Source organism: Qipengyuania gaetbuli, assembly GCF_020171365.1.
Classification (GTDB): domain Bacteria; phylum Pseudomonadota; class Alphaproteobacteria; order Sphingomonadales; family Sphingomonadaceae; genus Qipengyuania; species Qipengyuania gaetbuli_B.
In genome coordinates this window covers 1,601,942-1,623,378 of record NZ_JAIUZO010000002.1, presented here as the reverse complement: position 1 = coordinate 1,623,378, position 21,437 = coordinate 1,601,942, and the positions used below count along the sequence as shown (strand labels likewise).

General features: G+C 65.6%; 24 protein-coding genes. 16 read left to right on the top strand and 8 right to left on the bottom strand.

Going from position 1 to position 21,437, the window contains the following annotated elements; all coding sequences use genetic code 11:
- Positions 1-17: 17 nt before the first annotated feature.
- Both LCL94_RS08585 and LCL94_RS08580 read right to left on the bottom strand, forming a co-directional pair.
- Positions 18-467, bottom strand: a complete 450-nt coding sequence (locus tag LCL94_RS08585; protein ID WP_224831838.1) for a hypothetical protein — start codon at positions 465-467, stop codon at positions 18-20.
- Positions 468-672: 205 nt separating this feature from the next.
- On the bottom strand, positions 673-1,776 hold the full coding sequence (locus LCL94_RS08580; RefSeq protein WP_224831837.1) for an isoaspartyl peptidase/L-asparaginase family protein: 1,104 nt from the start codon (positions 1,774-1,776) through the stop codon (positions 673-675).
- 109 nt (positions 1,777-1,885) lie between these two features.
- On the opposite strand from LCL94_RS08580, the gene LCL94_RS08575 reads away from it, so the two are divergent.
- Together LCL94_RS08575 and LCL94_RS08570 are read left to right on the top strand one after the other, a co-directional pair.
- A complete protein-coding gene (locus LCL94_RS08575; protein WP_224831836.1) occupies positions 1,886-3,127 on the top strand; it encodes a mechanosensitive ion channel in 1,242 nt (413 codons plus the stop codon).
- A gap of 101 nt (positions 3,128-3,228) precedes the next feature.
- On the top strand, positions 3,229-4,191 hold the full coding sequence (locus LCL94_RS08570) for an SDR family NAD(P)-dependent oxidoreductase (protein WP_224831835.1): 963 nt from the start codon (positions 3,229-3,231) through the stop codon (positions 4,189-4,191).
- Here the strand turns inward: LCL94_RS08570 and LCL94_RS08565 are convergent.
- From LCL94_RS08565 to LCL94_RS08555, 3 genes are all read right to left on the bottom strand, one after another.
- On the bottom strand, positions 4,185-4,937 hold the full coding sequence (locus LCL94_RS08565) for a putative DNA-binding domain-containing protein (RefSeq protein WP_224831834.1): 753 nt from the start codon (positions 4,935-4,937) through the stop codon (positions 4,185-4,187). The genes LCL94_RS08570 and LCL94_RS08565 overlap by 7 nt on opposite strands.
- Complete coding sequence (locus tag LCL94_RS08560) at positions 4,934-5,761, bottom strand: DUF692 domain-containing protein (RefSeq protein ID WP_224831833.1); 828 nt, start codon at positions 5,759-5,761, stop codon at positions 4,934-4,936. The genes LCL94_RS08565 and LCL94_RS08560 overlap by 4 nt, the downstream gene beginning before the upstream one ends.
- A gap of 106 nt (positions 5,762-5,867) precedes the next feature.
- The gene (locus LCL94_RS08555) at positions 5,868-6,155 is read right to left on the bottom strand and encodes a hypothetical protein (protein ID WP_224831832.1); all 288 of its coding nucleotides are present in this window, start codon (positions 6,153-6,155) and stop codon (positions 5,868-5,870) included.
- 185 nt (positions 6,156-6,340) lie between these two features.
- Between LCL94_RS08555 and LCL94_RS08550 the strand changes: the two genes are divergently transcribed.
- The 4 genes from LCL94_RS08550 to LCL94_RS08535 are packed head-to-tail and all read left to right on the top strand — an operon-like array spanning position 6,341 to position 8,335.
- The gene (locus tag LCL94_RS08550; RefSeq protein ID WP_224831831.1) at positions 6,341-6,628 is read left to right on the top strand and encodes a DUF2282 domain-containing protein; all 288 of its coding nucleotides are present in this window, start codon (positions 6,341-6,343) and stop codon (positions 6,626-6,628) included.
- Positions 6,629-6,676: 48 nt separating this feature from the next.
- The gene (locus LCL94_RS08545) at positions 6,677-7,135 is read left to right on the top strand and encodes a DoxX family protein (protein ID WP_224831830.1); all 459 of its coding nucleotides are present in this window, start codon (positions 6,677-6,679) and stop codon (positions 7,133-7,135) included.
- 25 nt (positions 7,136-7,160) lie between these two features.
- Positions 7,161-7,691, top strand: a complete 531-nt coding sequence (locus LCL94_RS08540; protein WP_224831829.1) for a sigma-70 family RNA polymerase sigma factor — start codon at positions 7,161-7,163, stop codon at positions 7,689-7,691.
- A 2-nt stretch (positions 7,692-7,693) separates the two neighbouring features.
- Entirely contained in the window at positions 7,694-8,335 is a 642-nt protein-coding gene (locus LCL94_RS08535) for an NrsF family protein (protein ID WP_224831828.1), read from the top strand.
- 3 nt (positions 8,336-8,338) lie between these two features.
- Here the strand turns inward: LCL94_RS08535 and LCL94_RS08530 are convergent, their stop codons facing one another.
- Positions 8,339-9,340, bottom strand: coding sequence for a zinc transporter ZntB (locus LCL94_RS08530; RefSeq protein ID WP_224831827.1), 1,002 nt, complete (start codon positions 9,338-9,340; stop codon positions 8,339-8,341).
- A gap of 69 nt (positions 9,341-9,409) precedes the next feature.
- On the opposite strand from LCL94_RS08530, the gene ispG reads away from it, so the two are divergent.
- From ispG to LCL94_RS08495, 7 genes are read left to right on the top strand one after another with little or no spacing between them, the layout of a single operon-like run.
- Positions 9,410-10,549, top strand: a complete 1,140-nt coding sequence (ispG, locus tag LCL94_RS08525) for a flavodoxin-dependent (E)-4-hydroxy-3-methylbut-2-enyl-diphosphate synthase (RefSeq protein ID WP_160608878.1) — start codon at positions 9,410-9,412, stop codon at positions 10,547-10,549.
- Entirely contained in the window at positions 10,546-11,301 is a 756-nt protein-coding gene (locus LCL94_RS08520) for a hypothetical protein (protein ID WP_224831826.1), read from the top strand. The genes ispG and LCL94_RS08520 overlap by 4 nt, the downstream gene beginning before the upstream one ends.
- A 24-nt stretch (positions 11,302-11,325) precedes the next feature.
- Positions 11,326-11,871 carry a TIGR02281 family clan AA aspartic protease gene (locus tag LCL94_RS08515; RefSeq protein ID WP_224831825.1) on the top strand — a complete coding sequence of 182 codons (546 nt, stop codon included), beginning with the start codon at positions 11,326-11,328 and terminating at the stop codon, positions 11,869-11,871.
- A 50-nt stretch (positions 11,872-11,921) separates the two neighbouring features.
- Positions 11,922-12,413, top strand: a complete 492-nt coding sequence (locus LCL94_RS08510) for a thioredoxin family protein (RefSeq protein WP_224831824.1) — start codon at positions 11,922-11,924, stop codon at positions 12,411-12,413.
- Between the two features lie 13 nt (positions 12,414-12,426).
- Positions 12,427-13,848: a hypothetical protein gene (locus tag LCL94_RS08505; RefSeq protein ID WP_224831823.1), complete on the top strand. Its 1,422-nt coding sequence runs from the start codon at positions 12,427-12,429 to the stop codon at positions 13,846-13,848.
- Between the two features lie 40 nt (positions 13,849-13,888).
- Entirely contained in the window at positions 13,889-14,809 is a 921-nt protein-coding gene (locus tag LCL94_RS08500; RefSeq protein WP_224831822.1) for a histone deacetylase, read from the top strand.
- Positions 14,806-15,513: a murein L,D-transpeptidase catalytic domain family protein gene (locus LCL94_RS08495; RefSeq protein WP_224831821.1), complete on the top strand. Its 708-nt coding sequence runs from the start codon at positions 14,806-14,808 to the stop codon at positions 15,511-15,513. The genes LCL94_RS08500 and LCL94_RS08495 overlap by 4 nt, the downstream gene beginning before the upstream one ends.
- Before the next feature lie 18 nt (positions 15,514-15,531).
- Here the strand turns inward: LCL94_RS08495 and LCL94_RS08490 are convergent, their stop codons facing one another.
- Positions 15,532-16,932 carry a L,D-transpeptidase family protein gene (locus LCL94_RS08490; protein WP_224831820.1) on the bottom strand — a complete coding sequence of 467 codons (1,401 nt, stop codon included), beginning with the start codon at positions 16,930-16,932 and terminating at the stop codon, positions 15,532-15,534.
- A gap of 132 nt (positions 16,933-17,064) precedes the next feature.
- On the opposite strand from LCL94_RS08490, the gene LCL94_RS08485 reads away from it, so the two are divergent.
- Positions 17,065-17,949, top strand: a complete 885-nt coding sequence (locus tag LCL94_RS08485) for a DMT family transporter (protein WP_224831819.1) — start codon at positions 17,065-17,067, stop codon at positions 17,947-17,949.
- Here LCL94_RS08485 and LCL94_RS08480 read toward each other — a convergent pair.
- Positions 17,946-18,113: a hypothetical protein gene (locus tag LCL94_RS08480; RefSeq protein WP_224831818.1), complete on the bottom strand. Its 168-nt coding sequence runs from the start codon at positions 18,111-18,113 to the stop codon at positions 17,946-17,948. The genes LCL94_RS08485 and LCL94_RS08480 overlap by 4 nt on opposite strands.
- A 229-nt stretch (positions 18,114-18,342) precedes the next feature.
- Here LCL94_RS08480 and acnA point away from each other — a divergent pair, with 229 nt between their 5' ends.
- Together acnA and LCL94_RS08470 are read left to right on the top strand one after the other, a co-directional pair.
- Positions 18,343-21,015: an aconitate hydratase AcnA gene (gene acnA / locus LCL94_RS08475; RefSeq protein ID WP_224831817.1), complete on the top strand. Its 2,673-nt coding sequence runs from the start codon at positions 18,343-18,345 to the stop codon at positions 21,013-21,015.
- Positions 21,012-21,434: a rhodanese-like domain-containing protein gene (locus LCL94_RS08470; RefSeq protein WP_224831816.1), complete on the top strand. Its 423-nt coding sequence runs from the start codon at positions 21,012-21,014 to the stop codon at positions 21,432-21,434. Before acnA ends, LCL94_RS08470 begins: the two co-directional genes overlap by 4 nt.
- Positions 21,435-21,437: the final 3 nt, after the last annotated feature.

The window sequence follows — 21,437 nt, the reverse complement described above, 5'->3', positions numbered from 1 at the left end:
CTCCCGGGGGGCAATCGTCAGTCGCGCCAGACGAGGCGCTTGATCAGCACATCGCCGAGCACGGTGCGGTATTTCGCCCGGTCGCCGCTTTCGGCCTGCAATTGCTGGATGTTGCGCTGCATGAAGGCGCGCATCTGCTTGTTGCGTGCTTCGAATTCATCGTTGCTTTCGAATTCGTCGAAGCGGGTGAGGAGCCACATGTCGGGCTCGCCCTGGCGCGCATACGCGTTCGACCAGATCTCGTAGCTTTCGATCCAGCCCTGCGAGACGGCATAGTCCATGCGCTTGCGCCATTCGCTTGCCAGCCAGTTGGCATATTGGAGGCCTCCGCCGTCCTCGAGGCTGATGCCGGTGACCTCGATCCACTCCGCGCCCTTGAGCGGGTACTGGTCCTGCGCCACGGCAGCCTGCGGCATGGCGACAAGCAGCGCGCCCGCGGCGAGCACGGCTTTGGTAAGTGATTTCATGGTTGTGACTCCTAGGTGACGAGTTGAACGACCCGTGACTTCGGCGTCAGGACCTTATGCGGCCCGTTGTGATGGATTTTCGTCCCCCAACGCTGGCGGCAGGCTGCGCCTTGCCGTCCTCAGAGTCAAAAGAGGGGCGCAAACGCCTGAAAAGCGTGACCAATCGCGTCTTTCGCGAACCGCCAACCGGCCCTGCGACTCGGAGCTATTCGTCGCCGTAGATGGCGACTTCGTTGACGCCTGCGCTGGTGGCGCGGCCTCGGTACATGCCGGCGGTATTGAAGCTGTAGAGCGCGTGGCCTTCGGGCGTCACGACGATCACCCCACCGTCGCCGCCCAGCGCCTTGACATCGTTCATCACGGCATCGGCTATGTCCTGTGCCGCACCTTCGGGAATCGCGACTTCGGGCATCTCGGGCCCGTCGTGATGGTCCAGCGCGACCAGCGTCGGAATCCTGTCGGCGGCGCTCATCGCACCCACGGCCTTCTCCATGCGCAGGCGCGCGCAGATCTCGTGCGCCACCCCAACCCGGATGAAGAATTCGCCCCAGCCGGTCGCCGACACGGCGCAGGCGCGGTCGTCGGCATAGGTGCCGGCCCCGATGATCGGCGCATCGCCCACGCGGCCCCAGCGCTTGCCCGTCATCCCGCCGGTGGAAGTGCCTGCGGCCATGTTGCCGTGCCGGTCCAGCGCCACCGCGCCGACGGTGCCGAATTTCAGGTCGACATCGAGCGCGGACAGCTGTTTCGCCTTCATCCGCTCCAGCGCCTTCAGGCGGAACTCGGTATCGAAATAGCTCGGCGGAACCAGCTCGATGCCCTGTTCGGCAGCGAATGTTTCCGCGCCCTTGCCCGACAGCATCACGTGCGGGCTGTCGGTCATCACCTTGCGCGCGAGGAGGATGGGATTGCGCACGGTGGTGACGCCTGCGACCGCGCCGGCATCGCGCGTGCGGCCGTCCATGATCGAGGCATCGAGTTCGTGCGTCGCGTCCCAGGTGTAGACCGCGCCCTTGCCCGCGTTGAAGCGCGGCTCGTCCTCCATGATCAGGATCGCTGCCTCAATCGCGTCGAGCGCGCTGCCGCCATCGGCCAGCACTTTCGCGCCGGCATCGAGCGCGGCCTGCAAGGCGGCGCGGTGCGCGGCGTCTTCTTCGGGCGTCATGCTGTCGCGCGCGATGGTGCCTGCCCCGCCATGGATGGCGAGCGACCATCCGGCCTGCGCATGGTCCTGCGCCGAGACGGGGTACGAAACGGCGAGCGCGAAGCCCGAAGCCGCGATAGCGAAGCGGGTGAAAAATCCTCTCATGCGAGCGTGATAGCAGCCAAAGTTATCCACTCCAGTCTTTCGTGGATTTTTGGATATTTCCGACAGCGTGATAGGCCATGCCGTAGGGGAACCAATGGGGAGAGGTTTCATGCAAATCGGTAGATATCGCTTCGACGAAGAGGTGGCGATGACCGTCATCGAAAAGGTCGGACTTGCACTCATCGTCCTGCTCGTAACCTGGGCTGCGGCGAAAGCGGCCAAGTGGGCATTCGCCAAGCTGGTCGACAACATATCCTTCTTCCAGCGCGGCACCGGCAGCGGTTCGTCGCTGGGGGCATCGCTCGGCAAAATCGTCTCGCTGCTGATCTGGCTGTTCGGCCTGCTGGTAATCCTGCAGGTGCTGGGCCTCGGCGCAGTGGCAGGGCCGGTCGACAGCCTGCTCGAAAACGTGGTCGCCTTCATCCCGAACCTGGTGGGCGCTGGACTGATCTTCTTCATCGGCCTGATGGTCGCGCGGATCGTGCGCGATCTCATCGTCACCACGCTGCAGACGGTCGATTTCGACAAATGGGCCAATCGCGGCGGGGTCGACAATGTCACCGGCAACACCGCGATCAGCAACACGATCGCGACTATCGTCTATGCGGTGATCGTGATCTTCGTGGCGATCATGGCGCTCGATGCACTCAATATCGAGAGCATCTCGCGGCCTGCCAGCTCCATGCTGCAGCTGATCTTCAACGCCATCCCGAACATCATCGCGGCCGCGGTGCTGCTGGGCATCGGCTACCTGATCAGCAAGTTCGTGGTGCAGGTGCTGAAGGAAGTCCTGCCCGGCCTCGGCGTCGACAGGGCTCTGGCGGAAAGCGGGATGATGGGCGAAAATGCCCGCGCATCCAGCATCATCGCCCGCGTCGTGCAGGTGGCCATCATCCTGTTCTTCGCCATCGCGGCGACCAGGCTGCTGGGCTTTCCCGAACTGACCGCAATCCTCGATGCCGTGCTCGAACTGGGCGGCAAGGTGATCTTCGGTGCGGTGGTGATCGCTTTCGGCTTCTTCATCGCCAATTTGCTGGCCCGGCTCATCTCGGGCGACGGGGAGAACGCGACCGCGGCGACCATCGTGCGCTGGGCGACGATCATCCTGTTCGTCTTCATGGGCCTGCAGTTCACCGGCATCGGCGGGATGATCCCGGCCAATGCGCTGACCATCCTGATCGCAGGCGTCGCGGTTGCAGGCGCACTCGCCTTCGGCCTCGGCGGACGCGACTGGGCGGCACGCAAGCTCGACCAGATGGATAGCGACCTGGCAGGCGCCGCAGGCGCTGCTCCGAAGCCGAAGAAGCGCAAGGCGGGCTCGGCCAACGATCCACTGCCGCCGGGCGCATAACGAGACCCCAAGGGGACGCAAGGAGGGGGCGCGGGACGATAAGGTCTCGCGCCCCCTTACCTTTGTGCTAAGCCACCTCCTGCCCAAGAGGAGACAGGATGATGAGCAAGTTCGGTTACGAAAGCACGGCGGACGAAGTCCTCGAAGGCAAGGACCTGACCGGCAGGACGGTGTTGATCACCGGCGCCTATTCGGGCCTCGGGCGCGAAACGGCGCGGGCCATGGGCGCGAAAGGCGCGCATCTGATCCTGTCGGGCCGCGACGAAGGCAAGCTGGCCGAGGCGGCATCGGAAATTTCGCAGGAAACCGGCGCCAGTGTGGAAACGCTGGTCTGCGACCTCGCATCGCTCGCCAGCGTCCGCGCGGCTGCGAAGGAAGCGAACGAACGGTTCGACAAGATCGACCTGCTGATCAACAACGCGGGCGTCATGGCCTGCGACCAGGCCAAGACCGCCGACGGGTTCGAGATGCAGTTCGGCACCAACCACCTCGGGCATTTCGTGCTGACCAACCACCTCGTCCCGCTGCTGGAGCAGGGAGAGCGTCCGCGCATCGTCAACCTGTCGAGCCGCGGCCACCACATCGCGCCGGTCGATTTCGACGATCCGAATTTCGAGCGCCGCGAATACGAGAAATGGCAGAGCTACGGCCAGTCCAAGACCGCGAACGTGCTGTTCGCCGTTGGCCTCGAAGACCGGCTCGCCGACAAGGGCATCCATGCCTATTCGCTTCACCCGGGCGGGATCATGACCAATCTCAGCCGTCACATGACCGAACAGGACATGGCCGATCTGATGGAGCGTATCCGCAAGAACGCCGAAGCATCGGGCCAGACGCCCGAGCCGTTCAAGTCCATCCCGCAGGGCGCGGCGACGACCTGCTGGGCAGCCACGGCGGAAGAGCTGGAAGGCGCAGGCGGGCTCTATTGCGAGAATTGCCACGTGGCCGACCAGGACGACGAAAGCCCCAGCGGCGGCGTGCGCAGCTATGCCATCGACAAGGGCAATGCCGACCGCCTGTGGGCGATGAGCGAGGAAATGGTGGGCGAAAGCTTCGCTTACTGAGCGAGGCCTTCGACCAGCCCTTCGGCCAGCCAGCGCGCGAGCATGGCCCCGGCGGCGGCCGGTGCCTCTTCCTCGCCCAGCAGGCCGGACAACAGCTCGCAGGCCTCGGCGAAGCTTGCGCCCTCCATCATGGCGGACAGCGCCTCGCCTTCGGGCAGGGGCAGCTGCTGGAAGACGGGCCACTCGCCCTCGCGCCAGACGATGCAGCAGGCGACCTCTTCCAGAAGGTGCGCGTCCCCGTCTGACCAGAGACGTTTCACGTCGTGACGGAGCGTGCGTAGAGCGATGCCGGGCACGAAGCGCAGCCGCAATCCGGCCCAGTCCGCATCGCCGTAGCTCGCCGTCGCTGCAGCAAACCCCGCCCCGTCGAGCCTTGCCGCATCGCGCGCGACGAAGGCGCAGTGCATGGCCCATTCCAGCCAGGCGAGTTCGGCAACCTCGGGGTCCCGCGCGAACAGCTGCGCGCAGGTCGCATCGAACCCCTCGCCTGCAAAGTCGAGGGTCCAGCTGGTCGGAGGGTGGGTAATCACGTGATGCGCGGCGGCGCGCTCGAAACTGTCCTCGCCGACCAGCCGTGCGGTGCGCTCGAAAGTCGACCGCAGCGCCTCGACCAGCGCGGAGCGGTAGTTGTTGCGATAGACCGCAAGGCCCGCTGCATGGCGCGGTGTCCAGCCTGCCGGAAGCGGCAGGTCCTCGTCGAGGATACGCGCCAGCATCGCGTCCTGCGCCTCGGCAAGCCCGCTCATGCCGCGATCCGCTGCGCCGCCAGTGCGCGGGCGTGGTCGAGTTCGCCGAGCAATTCGGCCAGCGGTGGAATCTTGTCGTCGCGCTCGATCATGGTGGCGACCGGACCGGTGCGGGCGATGGTTTCCGCAAAAAGCGCCCACACCTCGCCGCAGACTGCGCGGTCGTGCGTGTCGATGACGATCTCGCCCGGCGTGTGTCCGGCAAGATGGATCTGCCGTACACGGTCGAGCGGCAGTCCGGTGATGTAGTCACTCGCCGAGAAACCATGGTTCCGCGCGCTGACATGGACGTTGTTGACGTCGAGCAGCAGGTAGCACCCGGTGCGCCGTGCCATTTCCGAAAGGAATTCCCATTCCGCCATCTCGTCCTCCGGAAAGGCGAGATAGCTCGACGGGTTCTCGAACAGCATTACGCGGCCCAGCGCGGTCTGCGCACGGTCGATATTCTCGCACACCACCTCCAGCGCCTCGCGCGTGAGCGGCATGGGCAGGAGATCGTGCGAATTATGGGCGCTGTTCCGGGTCCAGCACAAATGGTCGGACACCCAGAGCGGCTCTATCCGGTCGGCCAGCGCCTTCAGCTTGGCCAGGTAATCGCGGTCCAGCCCGTGGGCCGAGCCGATCGACATGGAAACGCCGTGGAGGATCACCGGATGGTGCGCGCGCACCTGTTCGAGGATGCGCAGCGGCTTGCCGCCCTCCACCATGTAGTTTTCCGAGATCACCTCGACGAAATCGACCGGCACGTCGCCTTCGAGGAAGTCCGCATAATGCGTCCGCCTGAGGCCGAGGCCGAAGCCGTGGAAGGGAGCGATGCTCGTCATGGGTGTCTCCGGCAGCAAGGGAAAAGGCGACCCGGCGAGGGACGTTGGGGGACACGAAGGGGGAGGATCCCCCGCACGCCGGGCCGCCCACTTGGGGCAGTGAGGATCAGCCGATGTCGCCGATCGTCCCGCCCTTGGTCAGGCACTGGCCCGCCTTCATCGCCTTGAAGCCGTGGCCCTTGCATTCGTTCTGGCCCTTGCAGGCGTTCTCGCTGGTGGCGCAGTCGGCCTGGCCCTTGCAGCTGTGCACGCCGTAGCAGTGGACGGTATCGTCGGCGGCAATCGCCGAACCGCTGCTGCCGGCAGGGGCAGGCGCGGCAAGCGCGCTCATCGACGAAAGGGCAAAGGCCGCGGCGGCGGCGGCAGTGGCGGTCTTGCGGGTAGCGAGGTTCATGGCATCCATTCCTTGTGATCTGATGCGTGCGTCGGTGCACCCGGTATCCTTCGCCCCCGGCCAGCGACCGGTTACAGGCACTTTTTTCGCAAACCGGCGTAACCGCCCGGCCTCTCGCCCCGAATGACCTGCCAGTTGCGGCGCCCCCGCCCCGACACAGCATTCGAGAACAAGAGAGACTTGCCATGCACAATCAATCGATCGCCCGCCTTGCGGGCCTTGCCCTGACCGCCGGCATCGCCGCCACGCTCACCGCCAGCCCCGCCGCTGCGCAGAAGAAACACGCGATGGAGAAGTGCTACGGCGTCGCCAAGGCAGGCGAGAACGATTGTGCCGCCGGTCCCGGCACCAGCTGCGCGGGCACGTCCACCCGCGACTGGCAGGGCGATGTCTGGAAGCTGGTCAAGAAGGGCAGCTGCGAGACCATCTCCACGCCCAAGGGCAAGGGTTCGCTCACGCCCGTGAAGCGCTGAGCCAAGCGTCCCTCCCGCCTGCCCGGCCAGCCCATGACGAGGTGAGACATGCAGCGAGTACTGACCCCCTACGACCGCCTGGCCGCCTGGCTCGCATCGCGCGGGCCGGAAAGCCTCGCACTGCTTCTCACCCGCGTGGCTCTGGCCGGGATTTTCTGGCGATCGGGCCGCACCAAGGTGGAGGACGGCACGGCGCTGACCGTCAGCGACAATGCCGTCTTCCTGTTCGAATACGAATATACCGGCCTGCCCCTGCCCGCCGACATTGCGGCTCCCCTGGCTACCTATGCCGAGCACCTGTTTCCCGCCCTTCTGGTCGCCGGATTGTTCACGCGCTTTGCCGCGCTGTCGCTGCTGGGAATGACGGTTGTCATACAGGTCTTCGTCTATCCGGAAGCCTGGTGGAGCACGCATGTCGCCTGGGTTGCCATGGCGGCGATTCTCGTCTCGCGCGGCGGCGGGGCGCTGTCGCTTGACGCGCTCCTCGCCTCGCGGCGGGCGGCGTGATAGCCATGCTTGCGGAGGGGCAGAAATGATCGCCGACGAAGCCAGCATGGCGCACATGATGGCGGCCGCGCAGAGGGGCGACCGCGAGATGTACCGCGTTCTCCTGGGCGAAGTGCAGCTGTGGCTGGCGCGCTATTTCAGGAAACGCGTGCCGCCCGCCCAACTCGACGATTTGGTGCAGGAAGTGATGATGGCGGTCCATGCCAAGCGCGCCACCTGGGACCCCACCCGCGCCTTCTACCCCTGGCTGGCTGCCATCGCGCGCTATCGCTGGGTCGATCACCTGCGCAAGGTCTACCGCAGCGCGGAAGACGGGCTGGGTGACCACGATGCCGCCGAAGACAGCGAGGAAGAGGCGGTGATGGCCCGCATGAGCCTCGAGAGGTTGTTCGTGCACCTGCCCGACCGGCAGGTCGAGGTCATCGAACTGGTGAAGATAGAGGGGCTTTCCATCGCGGAAGCCGCAGAACGGACCGGGCAGAGCGAAAGCCTGGTCAAGGTGAACATCCATCGCGGGCTGAAGAAGCTGTCCGCGCTCGTAGAAAAGGCCGAATGACAATGAACCGGGTCCCTAATCCGCTGATCGACGAACTGGCGGACGATCTCGCCCCCGTCGCCCCGATCCGCTTCTGGCACGGCGCGCTGCTGGTCGCGCTGTCCGCGCTCGCCACCGTGGTGCTCGTCGAACTGGTCGACGGGCTGTGGCGCGGCATCGCCAGCGGCGCTGCGTCGAGCATCTTCTTCATCGCCAATGGCATGCTGGGCCTACTCGGCGTGGCAGCGGCAGGCGCGGTCCTCTCCATGGCCAGCCCGCGCGTCGGCAACCGCCACGAAGGTGCGCGCTGGTCGACGGCCATGCTCGGCCTCCTGCCTCTGACCGCCCTGCTCGCGCTAGGTGCCGGCGGCCTTTACGCGGCGGTATCGAGCGATCCCTACGGCTTCGAGTGCTTCCTTGCCGGCGCTGGCTTCGGCCTCGTGACGGCGACAGCGCTGGTGCTGTGGCTACGCCGCGGCGCGCCTGTCTCGCTGGGTGCTGCAGGATTGTTCACCGGCATTGCGGCAGGCGCCATCGGCAGCTTCGCCTACGGCCTTGCCTGCCCGATCGACAGCATCGGCCACCTCGGCATCTGGCATGTCGCGCCGGTCGCACTGATGGGGCTCGTCGGCCGGATCGCCGTGCCCGCGCTGGTGCGCTGGTAGGGCCTAGAGCCAGCGCAGGCGGCGGAAGACGACGATCAGGCACACGAACAGCACGAGGCATAGCGCCACGACGGCCCAGAATGCATCCGGATCGTCCATCCCCGGCATGCCGCCGACATTGATGCCGAGCAGGCCGGTCAGGAACGACAGCGGCAGGAAGATGCCCGCCACGATGGTCAGCATGTAGGTCGCATGTTCGCTGCTGGCGAGGCTGCGGGCACGCAGTTCGTCCTGCAGCACGACGGCGCTTTCCTTGCTGATGTCGATGTCGTCGAGATAGCGGCGCAGGCGCGCGATGCTTTCAGCGATCTCGCGGCGGTCCTCTTCCTCGAACCAGTCGGGCGAATCGCGGCTGATCTGCTCCAGCGCCTCGTGCTGCGGAGCCATGTGACGCTTGAGGCTGAGGCAATTGCGCCGGATGGTGGAGATGCGCTTCAGCATCCCTTCCGGGTCCTTCTCCGGGTCCTCGTCCTCGAGGTCGTCCAGCACCTGGTTCATGTCGACGATCGACTGGCTCATCCGGGTGATGAGCAATTCCGCCAGCAGCGTGATTGTGGCCCCTGCATCGAGTGGGCCGTCGCCGCGGTCGAGCATTCCCATGACCTCGCGCGGGGTCTGCATCGGCGCGCGGCGCAGGGTTATCAGGCGCTGTCCGTCGCTCCACAACTGCATGGAGATCATGTCTTCCGGCTCGGCACCGGGATTGAAGTTGATGCCCCGCAGCGTCGCCACCAGCGTCTCACCCTCGCGAAAGGCGCGCGGCCGGGTCTGGTTGCTGGTCAGCAGTTCTGCGGTGGGCTCGGGCATGCGGAGTTCGTTTTCGAGCCACAGGCGCGTGCCCGCGAAATCGCGGCGCAAGTGGAGCCACAGCACTTCGCCCGGCGACTGCGGCGTCCAGCCCTGCGCTTCGTCCCAGCCGATCGGCCGGGCCCCGCCCCTGCCGTCCATCACGCGCCCGAACAGTAGCGGGGTCTGGGTCGAGAATTCGTCGGTCGCTTCGCTCATGCGCGTCTCATGCCCCAAGTCGTGCGGCCTGTCATTGCCCCTTCATCGAAGCGCCTCTATATCGCCCCCATGTCTTCCGTACGTCCCTGGCGCACTATCGAGCGCCGCCAGTCCCGCCAGATCATGGTCGGCAATGTCCCTGTCGGGGGCGATGCGCCGATTACCGTGCAGACCATGACCAATACGCCCACCGAAGACGTGGGGGCGACGATCGACCAGATCCGCCGCTGCGAGGACGTGGGCGCGGACATCATTCGCGTCTCCTGCCCGACCGAGGAAGCGACCGCGAATTTCGACAAGATCACCAAGGCAGCGAATGTCCCGATCGTCGCGGACATCCACTTCCACTACAAGCGCGCACTCGAAGCGGCCGACAAGGGCGCGGCCTGCCTGCGCATCAATCCGGGCAATATCGGTTCTTCCGAACGCGTCGCCGAAGTCGTGCGAGCCGCCAAGGCGAACGGCTGCGCGATCCGCATCGGCGTGAACGCGGGCAGCCTCGAGAAGGACCTGCTGGAAAAATACGGCGAGCCCTGCCCCGAAGCGCTGATCGAAAGCGCGCTCGACCATATCAAGCTGCTGCAGGACCATGATTTCCACGAATACAAGGTCGCGGTGAAGGCGTCCGACGTGTTCCTCGCGGTCGCCGCTTATCACGGCCTTGCCGAGGCAGTGGATTGTCCGCTGCATCTCGGCATCACCGAAGCGGGCGGTCTCATCGGCGGGACGGTCAAATCCTCCATCGGCATCGGCAGCCTGCTGTGGGCCGGCATCGGCGACACGATCCGCGTGTCGCTGTCCGCCGAGCCGGAGCAGGAAGTGAAAGTCGGCTTCGAAATGCTGAAGGCGCTGGGCCTCAGGACCCGCGGCGTGCGCGTCGTCTCCTGCCCCAGCTGTTCGCGCCAGGGCTTCGATGTCATCCGCACGGTCGAGGCGCTGGAAAAGCGCCTCGAACACATCAAGACGCCGATGAGCCTTTCGGTCCTTGGCTGCGTCGTCAATGGTCCGGGCGAAGCGCGCGAGACCGACATCGGCCTGACGGGCGGCGGCAATGGCAAGCACATGGTCTATCTCTCGGGCGTGAAGGATCACCACATCGAGAACGAGGACATGCTCGACCACATCGTCCGGCTGGTGGAGGAAAAGGCCGCCGCCATCGAGGCCGGAGACGCGGTCGCTTTCGATCCGCACGCGGTCGCCGCCGAGTGATCAAGGCATTCGCGCGCCGCATCGTTGATGTCCTGCGCGACAGCGGCCGCATCTGGCTGCTTGCGCCGGTCATCCCCCTCATCGCGATCGTGCCGGAATTCATCCAGCACGTAGCCGAGATAAACCTGGGCATGTTCGACGATATCGAGACCGCGCGTACGGTATCGAACGGCGAGACGCGCTGGGCCTTCGGCTATGCCAAGCTCGCCGGCTACCTGATCGCCATCCTTGCCGCGATCCGCTTCTGGGCCGCGCAGCGCGAGGGGCTGCCCTGGTGGTCGATGAAGGGCATCGCGTGGAAGGTCTTCGGCATCGCGCTGGTCGCCAATATCGTGGTGGGACTGGCGAGCGCAGGTCTCGAAATCGGCACTGCGCACTATGGCGAGATGGCCGTGCAGGCAGTCTCGATCGCCTTCAGCATCATTACCCTGCCGATCTTGGTCATGTTCATCGCTGGGCTGGTCGGCGACCAATCTGCAACGCTTGCCTCGCTTTATCGCTCTGGCTGGGGCGCGGGGCTGCGGATCGTGATCTTCTCGGCAATCGTCCTCGTTCCGCTGATGTGGCTTCATTCGCAAAACCACGCCTGGGCGATGGGCGCGGACAAGGCACTGGTCTGGGCGCTGATGGTGTTCGACAGTCTCGTCGTCGGCCTGCTGGCGGGCGCATGGGGCACCGCGATCCATCACGGCTACCGTCCGCTGTCCGAACCGCTTGAGAAGGGCGACGACGCGGGCTTTACGGCGGTTTAATCCCTTCCCGCTAGGTTTGCGTCCATGATCAGGCCGCTGCTCTTCATCGTTGCCGCCATTTCGGGCCTCGCCGCGTTCGCCGTGCGCGACCACCCGGGCGTGACCGCGGGGGAGCCGGGAGAGGTGAAACGCTTCAACTCCTCGCCCAACCCGTGGTCGAGCGATGCCGTGATCGAAACCCAGCAAGGCGGCGAATGGTACGGCGAAGTCCGCCTCGAACGCGCGGGCGACGGCCACTATTATTCCAGCGCGAGCGTGGGTGCGGCCAAGTTCAACGTGATCGTCGACACCGGCGCATCGGTCGTGGCGCTGACCGGCGAGGATGCCCGCGCGGCTGGCCTCAATTGGGAACAGCACGAGGTCGCCGTGGTCGGCCGCGGTGCTAGCGGCGATGTCCACGGCGTCATCCGGCGCATCCCCGAAATCGATGTCGGCGGCATCACTGCCCGCAATGTCGAGGCGATCATCATTCCCGAGGGGCTGGACGTCTCGCTGCTGGGCCAGAGCTACCTTACCCATGTCCGCAGCGTGGAAATCCGCGGCGGGCAGATGGTGCTGTCCAACATGTGACTGCGATAGCAGGGCTTTCGGCCCGGCATGACGCTCGCTAAGAACCGGTGATGCACCGCACACCGCTCCTTCTGCTCGCGAGCCTCTCCCTCGTTGCCTGCGCCACCGTCCCTGAAGCTGCCGCACCGGCCCATCCGGAAGCGCGGCCCTATGCCGTAACGAAGAACCCGATGGGCGAAGTCGATGCAGCGCTGGCCCGCGCGTCCGAGCGCGGCACGCGCCTGCTGCTGGTGATGGGCGGGAACTGGTGCCACGACAGCCGTGCGCTGGCAGGCTGGCTGGAAACGCCGCGGTTCGCCGAACTGGTCGAGCGCAAGTACGAACTCGTCTACGTCAACGTCGGCCTCCCGCAGACGGGCGACGGGCACAATCTCGACATCGCGCAACGATTCGGCCTCGAAGAACTGCCCGGCACGCCGAACTTGCTGGTCGTCACCGCCGACGGCACACTGGTCAATGCGGACACGGCAACGACGTGGCGCAATGCTGCGAGTCGCAGCGAGGATGCAATCTACGAGGAACTGGTCGGCCTCGCCGGATAGGAGAAACGGCGCAATGGCTCTCGAAGCGGATTACCTGGTCATCGGCGCGGGCGCGACCGCCCTCTCCTTCGTCGACACGCTGCTCGAACAGGACGAACAGGCGACGGTGGTAATGATCGACCGCCATTCGGCGCCCGGCGGGCACTGGAACGACGCCTATTCCTTCGTCGCGCTGCACCAGCCAAGCTCGTCCTACGGGGTCAACCGCGTGCCGCTGGGGCAGGACCGGATCGACGAGGCCGGTCCCAACAAGGGCTTTTTCGAACTGGCGAGCGGGGCCGAAGTCCTCGCCTATTTCCAGTCCGTCATGCGCGACCACCTGCTGCCCACGGGCCGGGTGCAATATTTCCCGAACAGCGAATATGACGGCGAACGCGGCTTCCGGAACATCTTCTCGGGCGAGGAGACGCAGGTGACGGTCCGCCGCAAGCTGGTCGACACGACCTATTTCGAAACCTCCGTCCCCTCGACCCACAAGCGCGCCTTCGCGGTCGCCGACGGGGTGCGCGTCGTCGTGCCCGGCGCGCTGCCCGACCTGTGGAAGAGCGGGCCTCTGCCGCCGCATTACTGCATCCTCGGCGCAGGCAAGACCGCGATGGACACCGGCGTCTGGTTGCTGGAGGCGGGCATTCCGACCGACAGCATCACCTGGGTGAAACCGCGCGAAAGCTGGCTCATCAACCGCGCTACCGTGCAACCGGGCGAACAGTTCTTCGACAGCACCATCGGGGGACAGATCAGTATCATGAAGGCCGCCGCCACAGCCACCAGCGGGGCGGAGATCTTCAACCAGCTGGAACGCGACGGCGTCATGCTGCGCATCGACCGCGACGTGGAGCCGGAGATGTTCCACTACGCCACCATCTCGCAAGGCGAGGTCGACCGGCTGCGCGGCATCGGCAACGTCGTGCGCATGGGCCGCGTCGAAGCGGTCGAGCATGGTCGCATGGTGCTGCAGGGCGGTGAGGTCGCGATGCCCGAAGGCACGCTCTACATCGACTGCACGGCTTCGGCCGTCCGGCCCAAGCCCGTCGCGCCGCAATGGCAGGGCGACCGCATCGTGCTGCAATTGCTGCACGTCCCGCTGGTGACGCTCAATTCCGCGGTCAGCGCCTTCATCGAAGCGAATTTCGACACCGACGAGGAGAAGAACGCGCTCTGCCATCCGGTGTCCTTCATCGACAATATCGATGGCTATGCCGGCATCATCCTCGGCACCGGCATCAACCGCTTCACCTGGGCGCAGAACCCCAAGGTATCGGAATTCCTCGCGGCATCGCGGCTCGATCCCTCGGCCCCGACGATCCGCCAGCTGCGCGAAACCGCGCCCGAGCGGCTCGGCATCATTGCCGAGATGCAGGGGGCGGTGATGGCGGCCATGCCGAACCTCCAGAAGCTGGCGGCCAAGGCTGCGACAGAGGCGCAGGCAGGCTAGAGGGCGCGCCATCCTCCACGTCGTCCACCACGTCGATTACATGGCGCCCGCGCCGGCGCGCGGGACCTTCCGCTTCGACAAGTACCGGGCGGTCATGCAGGTGCTGCGCGAAAGCGGCGAGCCGATCACCGAACACGCGCCCCCGCCCTGCCCGCGCCACTGGCTGGAGGCGGTCCATTGCCCCGATTACGTCGAGGAAGTGCTGAGCGCCGCGGTCCCGCCCGGCAAGGAACGCCGCATCGGCTTTCCCGTCACTCCGCATATCGCCAGCCGCGTTACGCATACCAACGGCGGCACGTGGATGGCCGCGCAGCTTGCCTTCGAGCACGGCTATGCCGCCAATTCCGCTGCCGGCAGCCACCATGCGCTGCACGATACCGGCGCGGGGTACTGCGTGTTCAACGACCTGGCCGTCTGCGCCAACCGGCTGATTGCGGAAGGCGATGCGGGGCGCGTGCTCGTGGTTGACCTCGACGTGCACCAGGGCGACGGGACGGCCAGCCTCACGGCGGGGCGCGACGACATCTTCACCCTGTCGCTCCACGCGGAAAAGAACTTCCCGGTGCGCAAGGCGCGCTCCAGCCTCGACGTGCCGCTGGCCGACGGGACGGACGACGACGGTTATCTCGAGGCGCTGGAACGCCACCTGCCGCAGGTGCTCGACATTTTTGCGCCCGATATCGTGCTGTACCAAGCAGGAGTGGACGTCCACGCGGACGACCGGCTGGGCCGGCTGGCCCTGAGCGATGAAGGCATCGCGGCACGCGACCGCTTCGTCGTGAATGCGGTGCGCGAGCGTGGACTCCCGCTCGCAAGTGCGCTTGGTGGCGGATACGGGACCGATCCGCTGGAAGTCGCCCGGCGGCACGCGCGTTCCATGCTTACCTGCGCGCAGGCGAATGTCGCATTCGACCATTCATTTTCGCGCAGCACATCCTATGTTATAAGCCAGAAACCATGAAGCGTCGCGATCTCATCAAGGGTACCATTGCAGCCGTCACCGCTGCCGCGCTGCCCGCGCGCGTCTTCGCACAGGTCAATTCGACCGCATCGCGCGACCGCAAGCTGATCGAGATCGCCCGCCGCCAGCTGGACCGCGTGGGCGCGGATATCTGGAAGAAGGATATCGTCGGCATCGCCGATTTCGGCCTCCATTCGGCCAAGGAACGCTTCCACTTCGTCGATCTCGACAACGAGCGGGTGGAAAGCTTCTTCGTCACCCACGGCACGGGTTCCGACGGCGAACACGACGGCTGGCTCAAACGCTATTCCAACATCGAAGGCAGCGAGGCGACCAGCCGCGGTGCCTATATGACGCGCAGCTGGTATCGCGGGCGCTACGGCACCTCGATCAGGCTGGACGGGCTGGACCCGACCAATTCCAACGCCCTGCCGCGCGCCATCGTGATGCATCCGGCCGAATATGCGCGGCCCGAACATATCTCGCGCTATGGCCGGCTCGGCCGGTCGAACGGGTGCTTTGCGCTCGGCCCCGACCAGTTCGACAAGGTGCTGCTGAAGCTGAGCGGCGGGCGCCTGCTGTTTGCCGAAAGCCTCGGCCTCGAAGCGGACGGCAGCCAGCTGCCCCCGCCGATGGCGCAGATGGACCTGCTCCTGCGGCCGGGCGGCGGCACGTTCGAGCGCACCAATCCCGGCCTCTTCTAGGCCCTATTTCTCAATCGCTCAGGTCTGCATGTCGTCGACGATCTCGACGACTTCCTCGCTCGTCTCGCGGGCGCGGTTGGACTGGCGCGGCGCATCGAGTGCGGCCAGCACGGGCGCATCGCGGTCGTAGATGTCGCCGAAGGTCTTCATCACTCCGTCGACGTCGCTCGCCATGGTGAAATAGGTGATGTAGACCGGCCACTGCTTGTCCATCGCATAGCGCGTGTATTCGCCGCTCGCGGTGATTTCGGACACCTCCTGCTGGATCAGCGGCAGGTCTTCCTTGCTCTTCGCATTGCCGAGCATCGACATGGTCATGGCCAGTTCGCGCGCGCCCTGCACGCGGATGCAACCGTGGCTGAGCGCCCGGTTGTCCTGCGCGAACAGATTGCGGCTGGGCGTATCGTGCAGGAAGATCGCATGCGGATTGGGCATGTCGAGTTTCATCAGGCCGAGCGCGTTCTGCGGCCCGGGCTGCTGAACCACGGTGACCCAGCCGTTGGCGCCCTTGGTCGCCTTGTAGCCGGCGGCCTTGGCCCAGCCGGGATTGCCCAGCACTTTCGCGCCAAGACCTTCGCCCTTCACGATCGACTGCGGGACGGTCCAGGTCGGGTTGTAGATGACTGCCTCGACCATTTCCGCCAGCTGCGGGGTCGCGGTGCGGCCCGGCTTGCCGACAATGGTGCGGTAGCTCTTGATGATGCGCCCGTTGACGGTCAGCCGCAGCTTGTATTCGGGCACGTTGGTCAGGAGGTACTGCTTGCCGAGGTCCTGCGGCAGCCAGCGCCAGCGGTCCATGTTGGCGCGGATCAGCTTGCGCTTGGCGGGATCCTTGGCCGACGCCAGTTCGGTGCGCAGCCTTTCGTAATCGGGGTGCACGGGATCGAGCGAATCGAGCGTGCCGGCGATGTCGCCGCTCGCCAGCGCGTCTTCCAGCAGCTTCCAGGTCGGCAAGCGGTCCGCGTCGGGATCGACGACGAACCACTGGCGGCGCGATTCCATCGGCGTGCGCCCGTCGCGCAGGTCCTCGACCAGCCAGACGAAAATCTCGCTCGCCATGCGGTTCACCTCGCCGCCCGGCCCCTTTACGGTCAGCAGTTCGCTGAGCTCGTCGGCGCGGTAATCGGCCGGGTTCAGCCCTTCGGCGGCAACGGTCGGGATATAGGCGAGCAACGCCTCGACCTGTTCGACGCTCCAGACACCTTCGAGCGACGGGACTTCCTGCACGACTTCGCCGCTTTCCATGCGGATATCGCCGAAGGCTTCATCGACGCTCTGCTGCTTTGCCGGGGCGGGCTTGGCCGGCTGCGCCTTGGTGGCCGGCAGGAGGCTTTCGGGCGCGCTGTTCTGCGCCTGCGCAGTGCCTGCAAGAAGAATGGCGCCAGCCGCGCCGGAAAGAAGAAGAGTCTTGATAGTCATTCAGCCCACCGGATGCCGTCCGTTTCGGATCGACCTTCATTAGCAATTGTTTGGCCCTTTATCCACGTGTGCGGCTTGCACAAGGATGAACCAGCGTGACCTTCTCGCCTGCCCGTAATATGCCCGCCCTGCATGAGCGCGCAGGACAACTCGATCCGCCCGGTACTGGCGGCAACGCTGGGAATTGCGCTGTTCGCGGCGATGGATGCCGTGATGAAGGGCGGCGCGCTGGCGATCGGGGCCTACAGCGCCTTCCTGCTGCGCTGCCTGATGGGCAGCGTGCTGCTGGCGCCGATATGGTGGTGGCGCACAAGGGTCTTCCCGAGAGGGCGCGTACTGCGCATCCATTTGGTGCGCGGCACGGTCATCGCCTTCATGGGCTGGAGCTTCTTCGCCTCGCTCGTCTACCTCCCGCTCGCCGAAGCCATCGCCATCAGCTTCGTCGCGCCGCTGATCGCGCTCTATCTCGCGCGGCTGCTGCTGGGAGAAGTCATACGCCCCCGCGCCGTGGCCGGAACGATCCTCGGGCTGGTGGGTGTAACCGTGATCGTGGCGGGCCGCATCGGGCGCGAACGGCTGGACGGCGATGCCGCCTTCGGCATCGCTCTGGTACTGGTATCGGCCGTCCTGTTCGCCTGGAACCTGATCCTCCAGCGGCAACAGGCGTTGGTGTCCTCACCGCTCGAGGCAAGCACCTTCCAGAATGGCACGGTAACGCTGGTGCTGGGGGTCGGCGCGCCATTCCTGCTGGTTTTGCCGGACCGCGAGACGGTCATGCTGCTCGGCCTTGCCGCCGTGCTGGCGATCCTTGCCGCTATGCTGTTCATCTGGGCCTATGCCCGCAGCGAAACGCAGCGGCTGGTGCCGATCGAATACACCGGCTTCCTGTGGGCTTCTCTGTTTGGCTGGCTGTTCTTTGCCGAGCCGATCCGTCCCTTGACCGTGGCAGGGGCGGTGCTGATCGTCATCGGCTGCTGGATCGCGACCCGTCGCAGGACCGAACAGACCGCGCTTTAGCGGGCAGCGGCGATCAGCGTATCGGGCTGCTCGCTCGCCTGTGCCGGATTGCCGGCGCAAGTGAAGGCGGCGCTGAAGCAGCCGATCACGCCAAGCGCGGCTGCAGTTACGGCGATACGAAGGGTGCGGCGCGAACGGGTGTGCGCCTGCGACTGGGCAGTCATGTCATACTCCTCTGGCGGGCCGCGCCTCGACTGGACTGGCCGCCCGGCGCCGTTGCCCCAATTTTGCCTTAATAAGCCATGAAGCGTCGCTTTTGTTCCCGATGAGACGTTTTGCCTAGGCGGCGGGCCTTGATTTTTCGCCCGTCTCGGCGCAGGTGCGCGGCACATTGTGCCCGCCCGCCCGCACAGGCGCGAAAGGCCCCATTCTAGATCAAGGACGAATGCGCGCATGACCCAGGTCGGCAAGGATACGCTCGGAACCCGCTCCACCCTCACCGTCAACGGCAAGGACTATGCCTATTACTCCTTCGCCAAGGCGGAAAAGACGATCGGCGACGTGTCGAAACTGCCGTTCAGCCTGAAAGTGCTGCTGGAAAACATGCTGCGCTTCGAAGACGGCGGCTTCACCGTTTCGACCGACGATGCGCAGGCGATCGCCGACTGGCAGAAGAACCCCGCCACCGGCAAGGAAATCCAGTACCGCCCGGCGCGCGTGCTGCTGCAGGACTTCACCGGCGTGCCCTGCGTGGTCGACCTTGCCGCCATGCGCGATGCGATCAGCAAGCTTGGCGGCGATACCGCCAAGATCAATCCGCAAGTTCCCGTCAACCTCGTCATCGACCACTCGGTCATGGTCGACGAATTCGGCCACCCCAAGGCGTTCGAAAAGAACGTGGAACTCGAATACGCCCGCAATGCGGAACGGTACGACTTCCTCAAGTGGGGTTCCAAGAGCTTCCAGAACTTCACCGCAGTGCCCCCGGGCACCGGCATCTGCCACCAGGTGAACCTCGAATACCTCGGCAAGGGCGTGTGGTCCTCCGCTGGCGATGACGGCCAGTTGGTCGCCTATCCCGACACCTGCGTCGGCACCGACAGCCACACCACCATGATCAACGGCCTCGGCGTGCTGGGCTGGGGCGTCGGCGGGATCGAAGCCGAAGCTGCCATGCTCGGCCAGCCGGTCTCGATGCTGATCCCCGAAGTCGTCGGCTTCAAGCTGACCGGCTCGATGGCCGAAGGCGTGACCGCCACCGACCTCGTGCTGACCTGCGTGCAGATGCTGCGCGAAGTCGGCGTGGTCGGCCGCTTCGTCGAATTCTACGGCGAAGGCGTCGCCAATTTGACCCTCGCCGACCGCGCGACGATCGCCAACATGGCGCCCGAATACGGCGCGACCTGCGGCTTCTTCGGCATCGACGACAAGACGCTCGAATACATGCGCCTGACCGGCCGCGACGAAGACACCATCGCGCTGGTCGAAGCCTATTCGAAGGAACAGGGCATGTGGTTCACGCCGGAGAACGAGCCGGTCTTCACCAAGACCCTCGAACTCGACGTGTCGAAGGTCGTCCCCAGCCTTGCCGGCCCCAAGCGTCCGCAGGACCGCGTCGCGCTGCCGCAGGTGGACGAGCTGTTCAACACCGACCTCGAGAAGGTCTACAAGAAGGCCGCTCCGGCACGCGTCGGCGTCGAGGGCAAGGACCACGACATCGGTGACGGCGACGTGGTCATCGCGGCCATCACCAGCTGCACCAACACTTCCAACCCCGACGTGCTGATCGCCGCCGGCCTCGTCGCCAAGAAGGCGAACGAACGCGGCCTCAAGCCCAAGCCGTGGGTCAAGACCAGCCTCGCACCGGGATCGCAGGTCGTCACCGACTACCTCGAGAAGAGCGGGTTGCAGGACGATCTCGACGCGCTCGGATTCGACCTCGTCGGCTATGGCTGCACCACCTGCATCGGCAACTCGGGCCCGCTGGCCCCGCCGATTTCGAAGGCGATCAACGGCAACGACATCGTCGCTGCCAGCGTCCTGTCGGGCAACCGCAACTTCGAAGGCCGCGTGTCGCCCGACGTGCGCGCCAACTTCCTCGCCAGCCCGCCGCTGGTCGTCGCCTATGCATTGAAGGGCACGGTAACCGAGGACATCACGCAGACCCCGATCGGCCAGGACCAGGACGGCAATGACGTGATGCTGGCCGACATCTGGCCGTCGAACGAGGAAGTGCGCGCACACCGCATCGCCAATATCGACCGCAACATGTTCGAAACCCGCTATGCCGACGTCTACAAGGGCGACGAGCACTGGCAGGCGATCAAGGTCGAGGCCTCGGACACCTATCGCTGGAACCCGGTCAGCACCTACGTCGCAAGCCCGCCCTACTTCGAAGGCATGGGCATGGAACCGGCACCGGTCACCGACATCGAAGCCGCAAAACCGCTCGCCATCCTCGGCGATTCGGTCACCACCGACCACATCTCGCCCGCCGGTTCGATCAAGGAAGACTCACCCGCAGGTGAATACCTCAAGAGCCACCAGGTCTCGAAGGCGGACTTCAACTCCTACGGCTCGCGCCGCGGCAACCACGAAGTCATGATGCGCGGCACCTTCGCCAACATCCGCATCAAGAACGAGATGGTCCCGGGCGTCGAAGGCGGCGTGACCACCTACAATGGCGAACAGATGGCGATCTACGACGCCGCGATGAAGCACAAGGCCGACGGTACGCCGCTGGTCGTCGTCGCGGGCAAGGAATACGGCACCGGCTCCAGCCGCGACTGGGCGGCCAAGGGCACGATCCTGCTGGGCGTTCGCGCGGTCATCGTCGAAAGCTTCGAGCGTATCCACCGCTCGAACCTCGTCGGCATGGGCGTGCTGCCGGTCCAGTTCAAGGACGGCGAGACGCGCAACAGCCTCGGCCTCACGGCGACCGACAGCTTCACGATCCGCGGCCTTGCCGACCTGACGCCGGGCCAGGATCTCGAAGTCGAAGTCACCCGCGAAGACGGTTCGACCTTCACCTTCACCGCGCTCTGCCGCATCGATACGGCGAACGAGATGGAGTATTACCGCAACGGCGGCATCCTCCACTACGTCCTGCGCAAGCTGGCCGCATGATGCTGCGGTCGCTCTTTGCCCTTGCGGCGGCGGGCCTGCTCGCCGCCTGCTCGGCAGGTGCGACCACAGCGGACGACGATGTCGCCGCGCCGCATCTTGCCGGCGCGCTGACGATCGAGGCCAAGGCGCTCGCCACGCGCATCGAGGCGGGCGAACAGATCCAGCTGATCGACGTGCGCACGCCGGAAGAATTCGCCGAAGGCCACCTGGAGGGCGCGATCAACGTGCCGCTCGACAGCTTCGACCCTGCTACCCTGCCCGATACGGGCGGGGCCGAGCGGGTGCTCTACTGCCGTTCGGCACGCCGTTCTGCCGAGGCGGCGGAGAAGCTGGCCGATGCGACCGGACGCGATGCGGTGCACCTCGAAGGCGGCATCCTCGCCTGGGAAAAGGCAGGCCTTCCGGTCAAGCGTGACTGACGC

What these genes read in the sequence shown, in the direction of transcription:
- LCL94_RS08480 (WP_224831818.1), bottom strand. Translation starts at nt 18,113, where the DNA reads ATGACTGCCCAGTCGCAGGCGCACACCCGTTCGCGCCGCACCCTTCGT.
- LCL94_RS08585 (WP_224831838.1), bottom strand. Translation starts at nt 467, where the DNA reads ATGAAATCACTTACCAAAGCCGTGCTCGCCGCGGGCGCGCTGCTTGTC.
- LCL94_RS08580 (WP_224831837.1), bottom strand. Translation starts at nt 1,776, where the DNA reads ATGAGAGGATTTTTCACCCGCTTCGCTATCGCGGCTTCGGGCTTCGCG.
- LCL94_RS08510 (WP_224831824.1), top strand. Translation starts at nt 11,922, where the DNA reads ATGCACCGCACACCGCTCCTTCTGCTCGCGAGCCTCTCCCTCGTTGCC.
- LCL94_RS08530 (WP_224831827.1), bottom strand. Translation starts at nt 9,340, where the DNA reads ATGAGCGAAGCGACCGACGAATTCTCGACCCAGACCCCGCTACTGTTC.
- acnA (WP_224831817.1), top strand. Translation starts at nt 18,343, where the DNA reads ATGACCCAGGTCGGCAAGGATACGCTCGGAACCCGCTCCACCCTCACC.
- LCL94_RS08470 (WP_224831816.1), top strand. Translation starts at nt 21,012, where the DNA reads ATGATGCTGCGGTCGCTCTTTGCCCTTGCGGCGGCGGGCCTGCTCGCC.
- LCL94_RS08545 (WP_224831830.1), top strand. Translation starts at nt 6,677, where the DNA reads ATGCAGCGAGTACTGACCCCCTACGACCGCCTGGCCGCCTGGCTCGCA.
- LCL94_RS08540 (WP_224831829.1), top strand. Translation starts at nt 7,161, where the DNA reads ATGATCGCCGACGAAGCCAGCATGGCGCACATGATGGCGGCCGCGCAG.
- LCL94_RS08575 (WP_224831836.1), top strand. Translation starts at nt 1,886, where the DNA reads ATGCAAATCGGTAGATATCGCTTCGACGAAGAGGTGGCGATGACCGTC.
- LCL94_RS08495 (WP_224831821.1), top strand. Translation starts at nt 14,806, where the DNA reads ATGAAGCGTCGCGATCTCATCAAGGGTACCATTGCAGCCGTCACCGCT.
- LCL94_RS08550 (WP_224831831.1), top strand. Translation starts at nt 6,341, where the DNA reads ATGCACAATCAATCGATCGCCCGCCTTGCGGGCCTTGCCCTGACCGCC.
- LCL94_RS08485 (WP_224831819.1), top strand. Translation starts at nt 17,065, where the DNA reads ATGAGCGCGCAGGACAACTCGATCCGCCCGGTACTGGCGGCAACGCTG.
- LCL94_RS08555 (WP_224831832.1), bottom strand. Translation starts at nt 6,155, where the DNA reads ATGAACCTCGCTACCCGCAAGACCGCCACTGCCGCCGCCGCCGCGGCC.
- LCL94_RS08535 (WP_224831828.1), top strand. Translation starts at nt 7,694, where the DNA reads ATGAACCGGGTCCCTAATCCGCTGATCGACGAACTGGCGGACGATCTC.
- LCL94_RS08505 (WP_224831823.1), top strand. Translation starts at nt 12,427, where the DNA reads ATGGCTCTCGAAGCGGATTACCTGGTCATCGGCGCGGGCGCGACCGCC.
- LCL94_RS08560 (WP_224831833.1), bottom strand. Translation starts at nt 5,761, where the DNA reads ATGACGAGCATCGCTCCCTTCCACGGCTTCGGCCTCGGCCTCAGGCGG.
- LCL94_RS08490 (WP_224831820.1), bottom strand. Translation starts at nt 16,932, where the DNA reads ATGACTATCAAGACTCTTCTTCTTTCCGGCGCGGCTGGCGCCATTCTT.
- ispG (WP_160608878.1), top strand. Translation starts at nt 9,410, where the DNA reads ATGTCTTCCGTACGTCCCTGGCGCACTATCGAGCGCCGCCAGTCCCGC.
- LCL94_RS08565 (WP_224831834.1), bottom strand. Translation starts at nt 4,937, where the DNA reads ATGAGCGGGCTTGCCGAGGCGCAGGACGCGATGCTGGCGCGTATCCTC.
- LCL94_RS08500 (WP_224831822.1), top strand. Translation starts at nt 13,889, where the DNA reads ATGGCGCCCGCGCCGGCGCGCGGGACCTTCCGCTTCGACAAGTACCGG.
- LCL94_RS08570 (WP_224831835.1), top strand. Translation starts at nt 3,229, where the DNA reads ATGAGCAAGTTCGGTTACGAAAGCACGGCGGACGAAGTCCTCGAAGGC.
- LCL94_RS08515 (WP_224831825.1), top strand. Translation starts at nt 11,326, where the DNA reads ATGATCAGGCCGCTGCTCTTCATCGTTGCCGCCATTTCGGGCCTCGCC.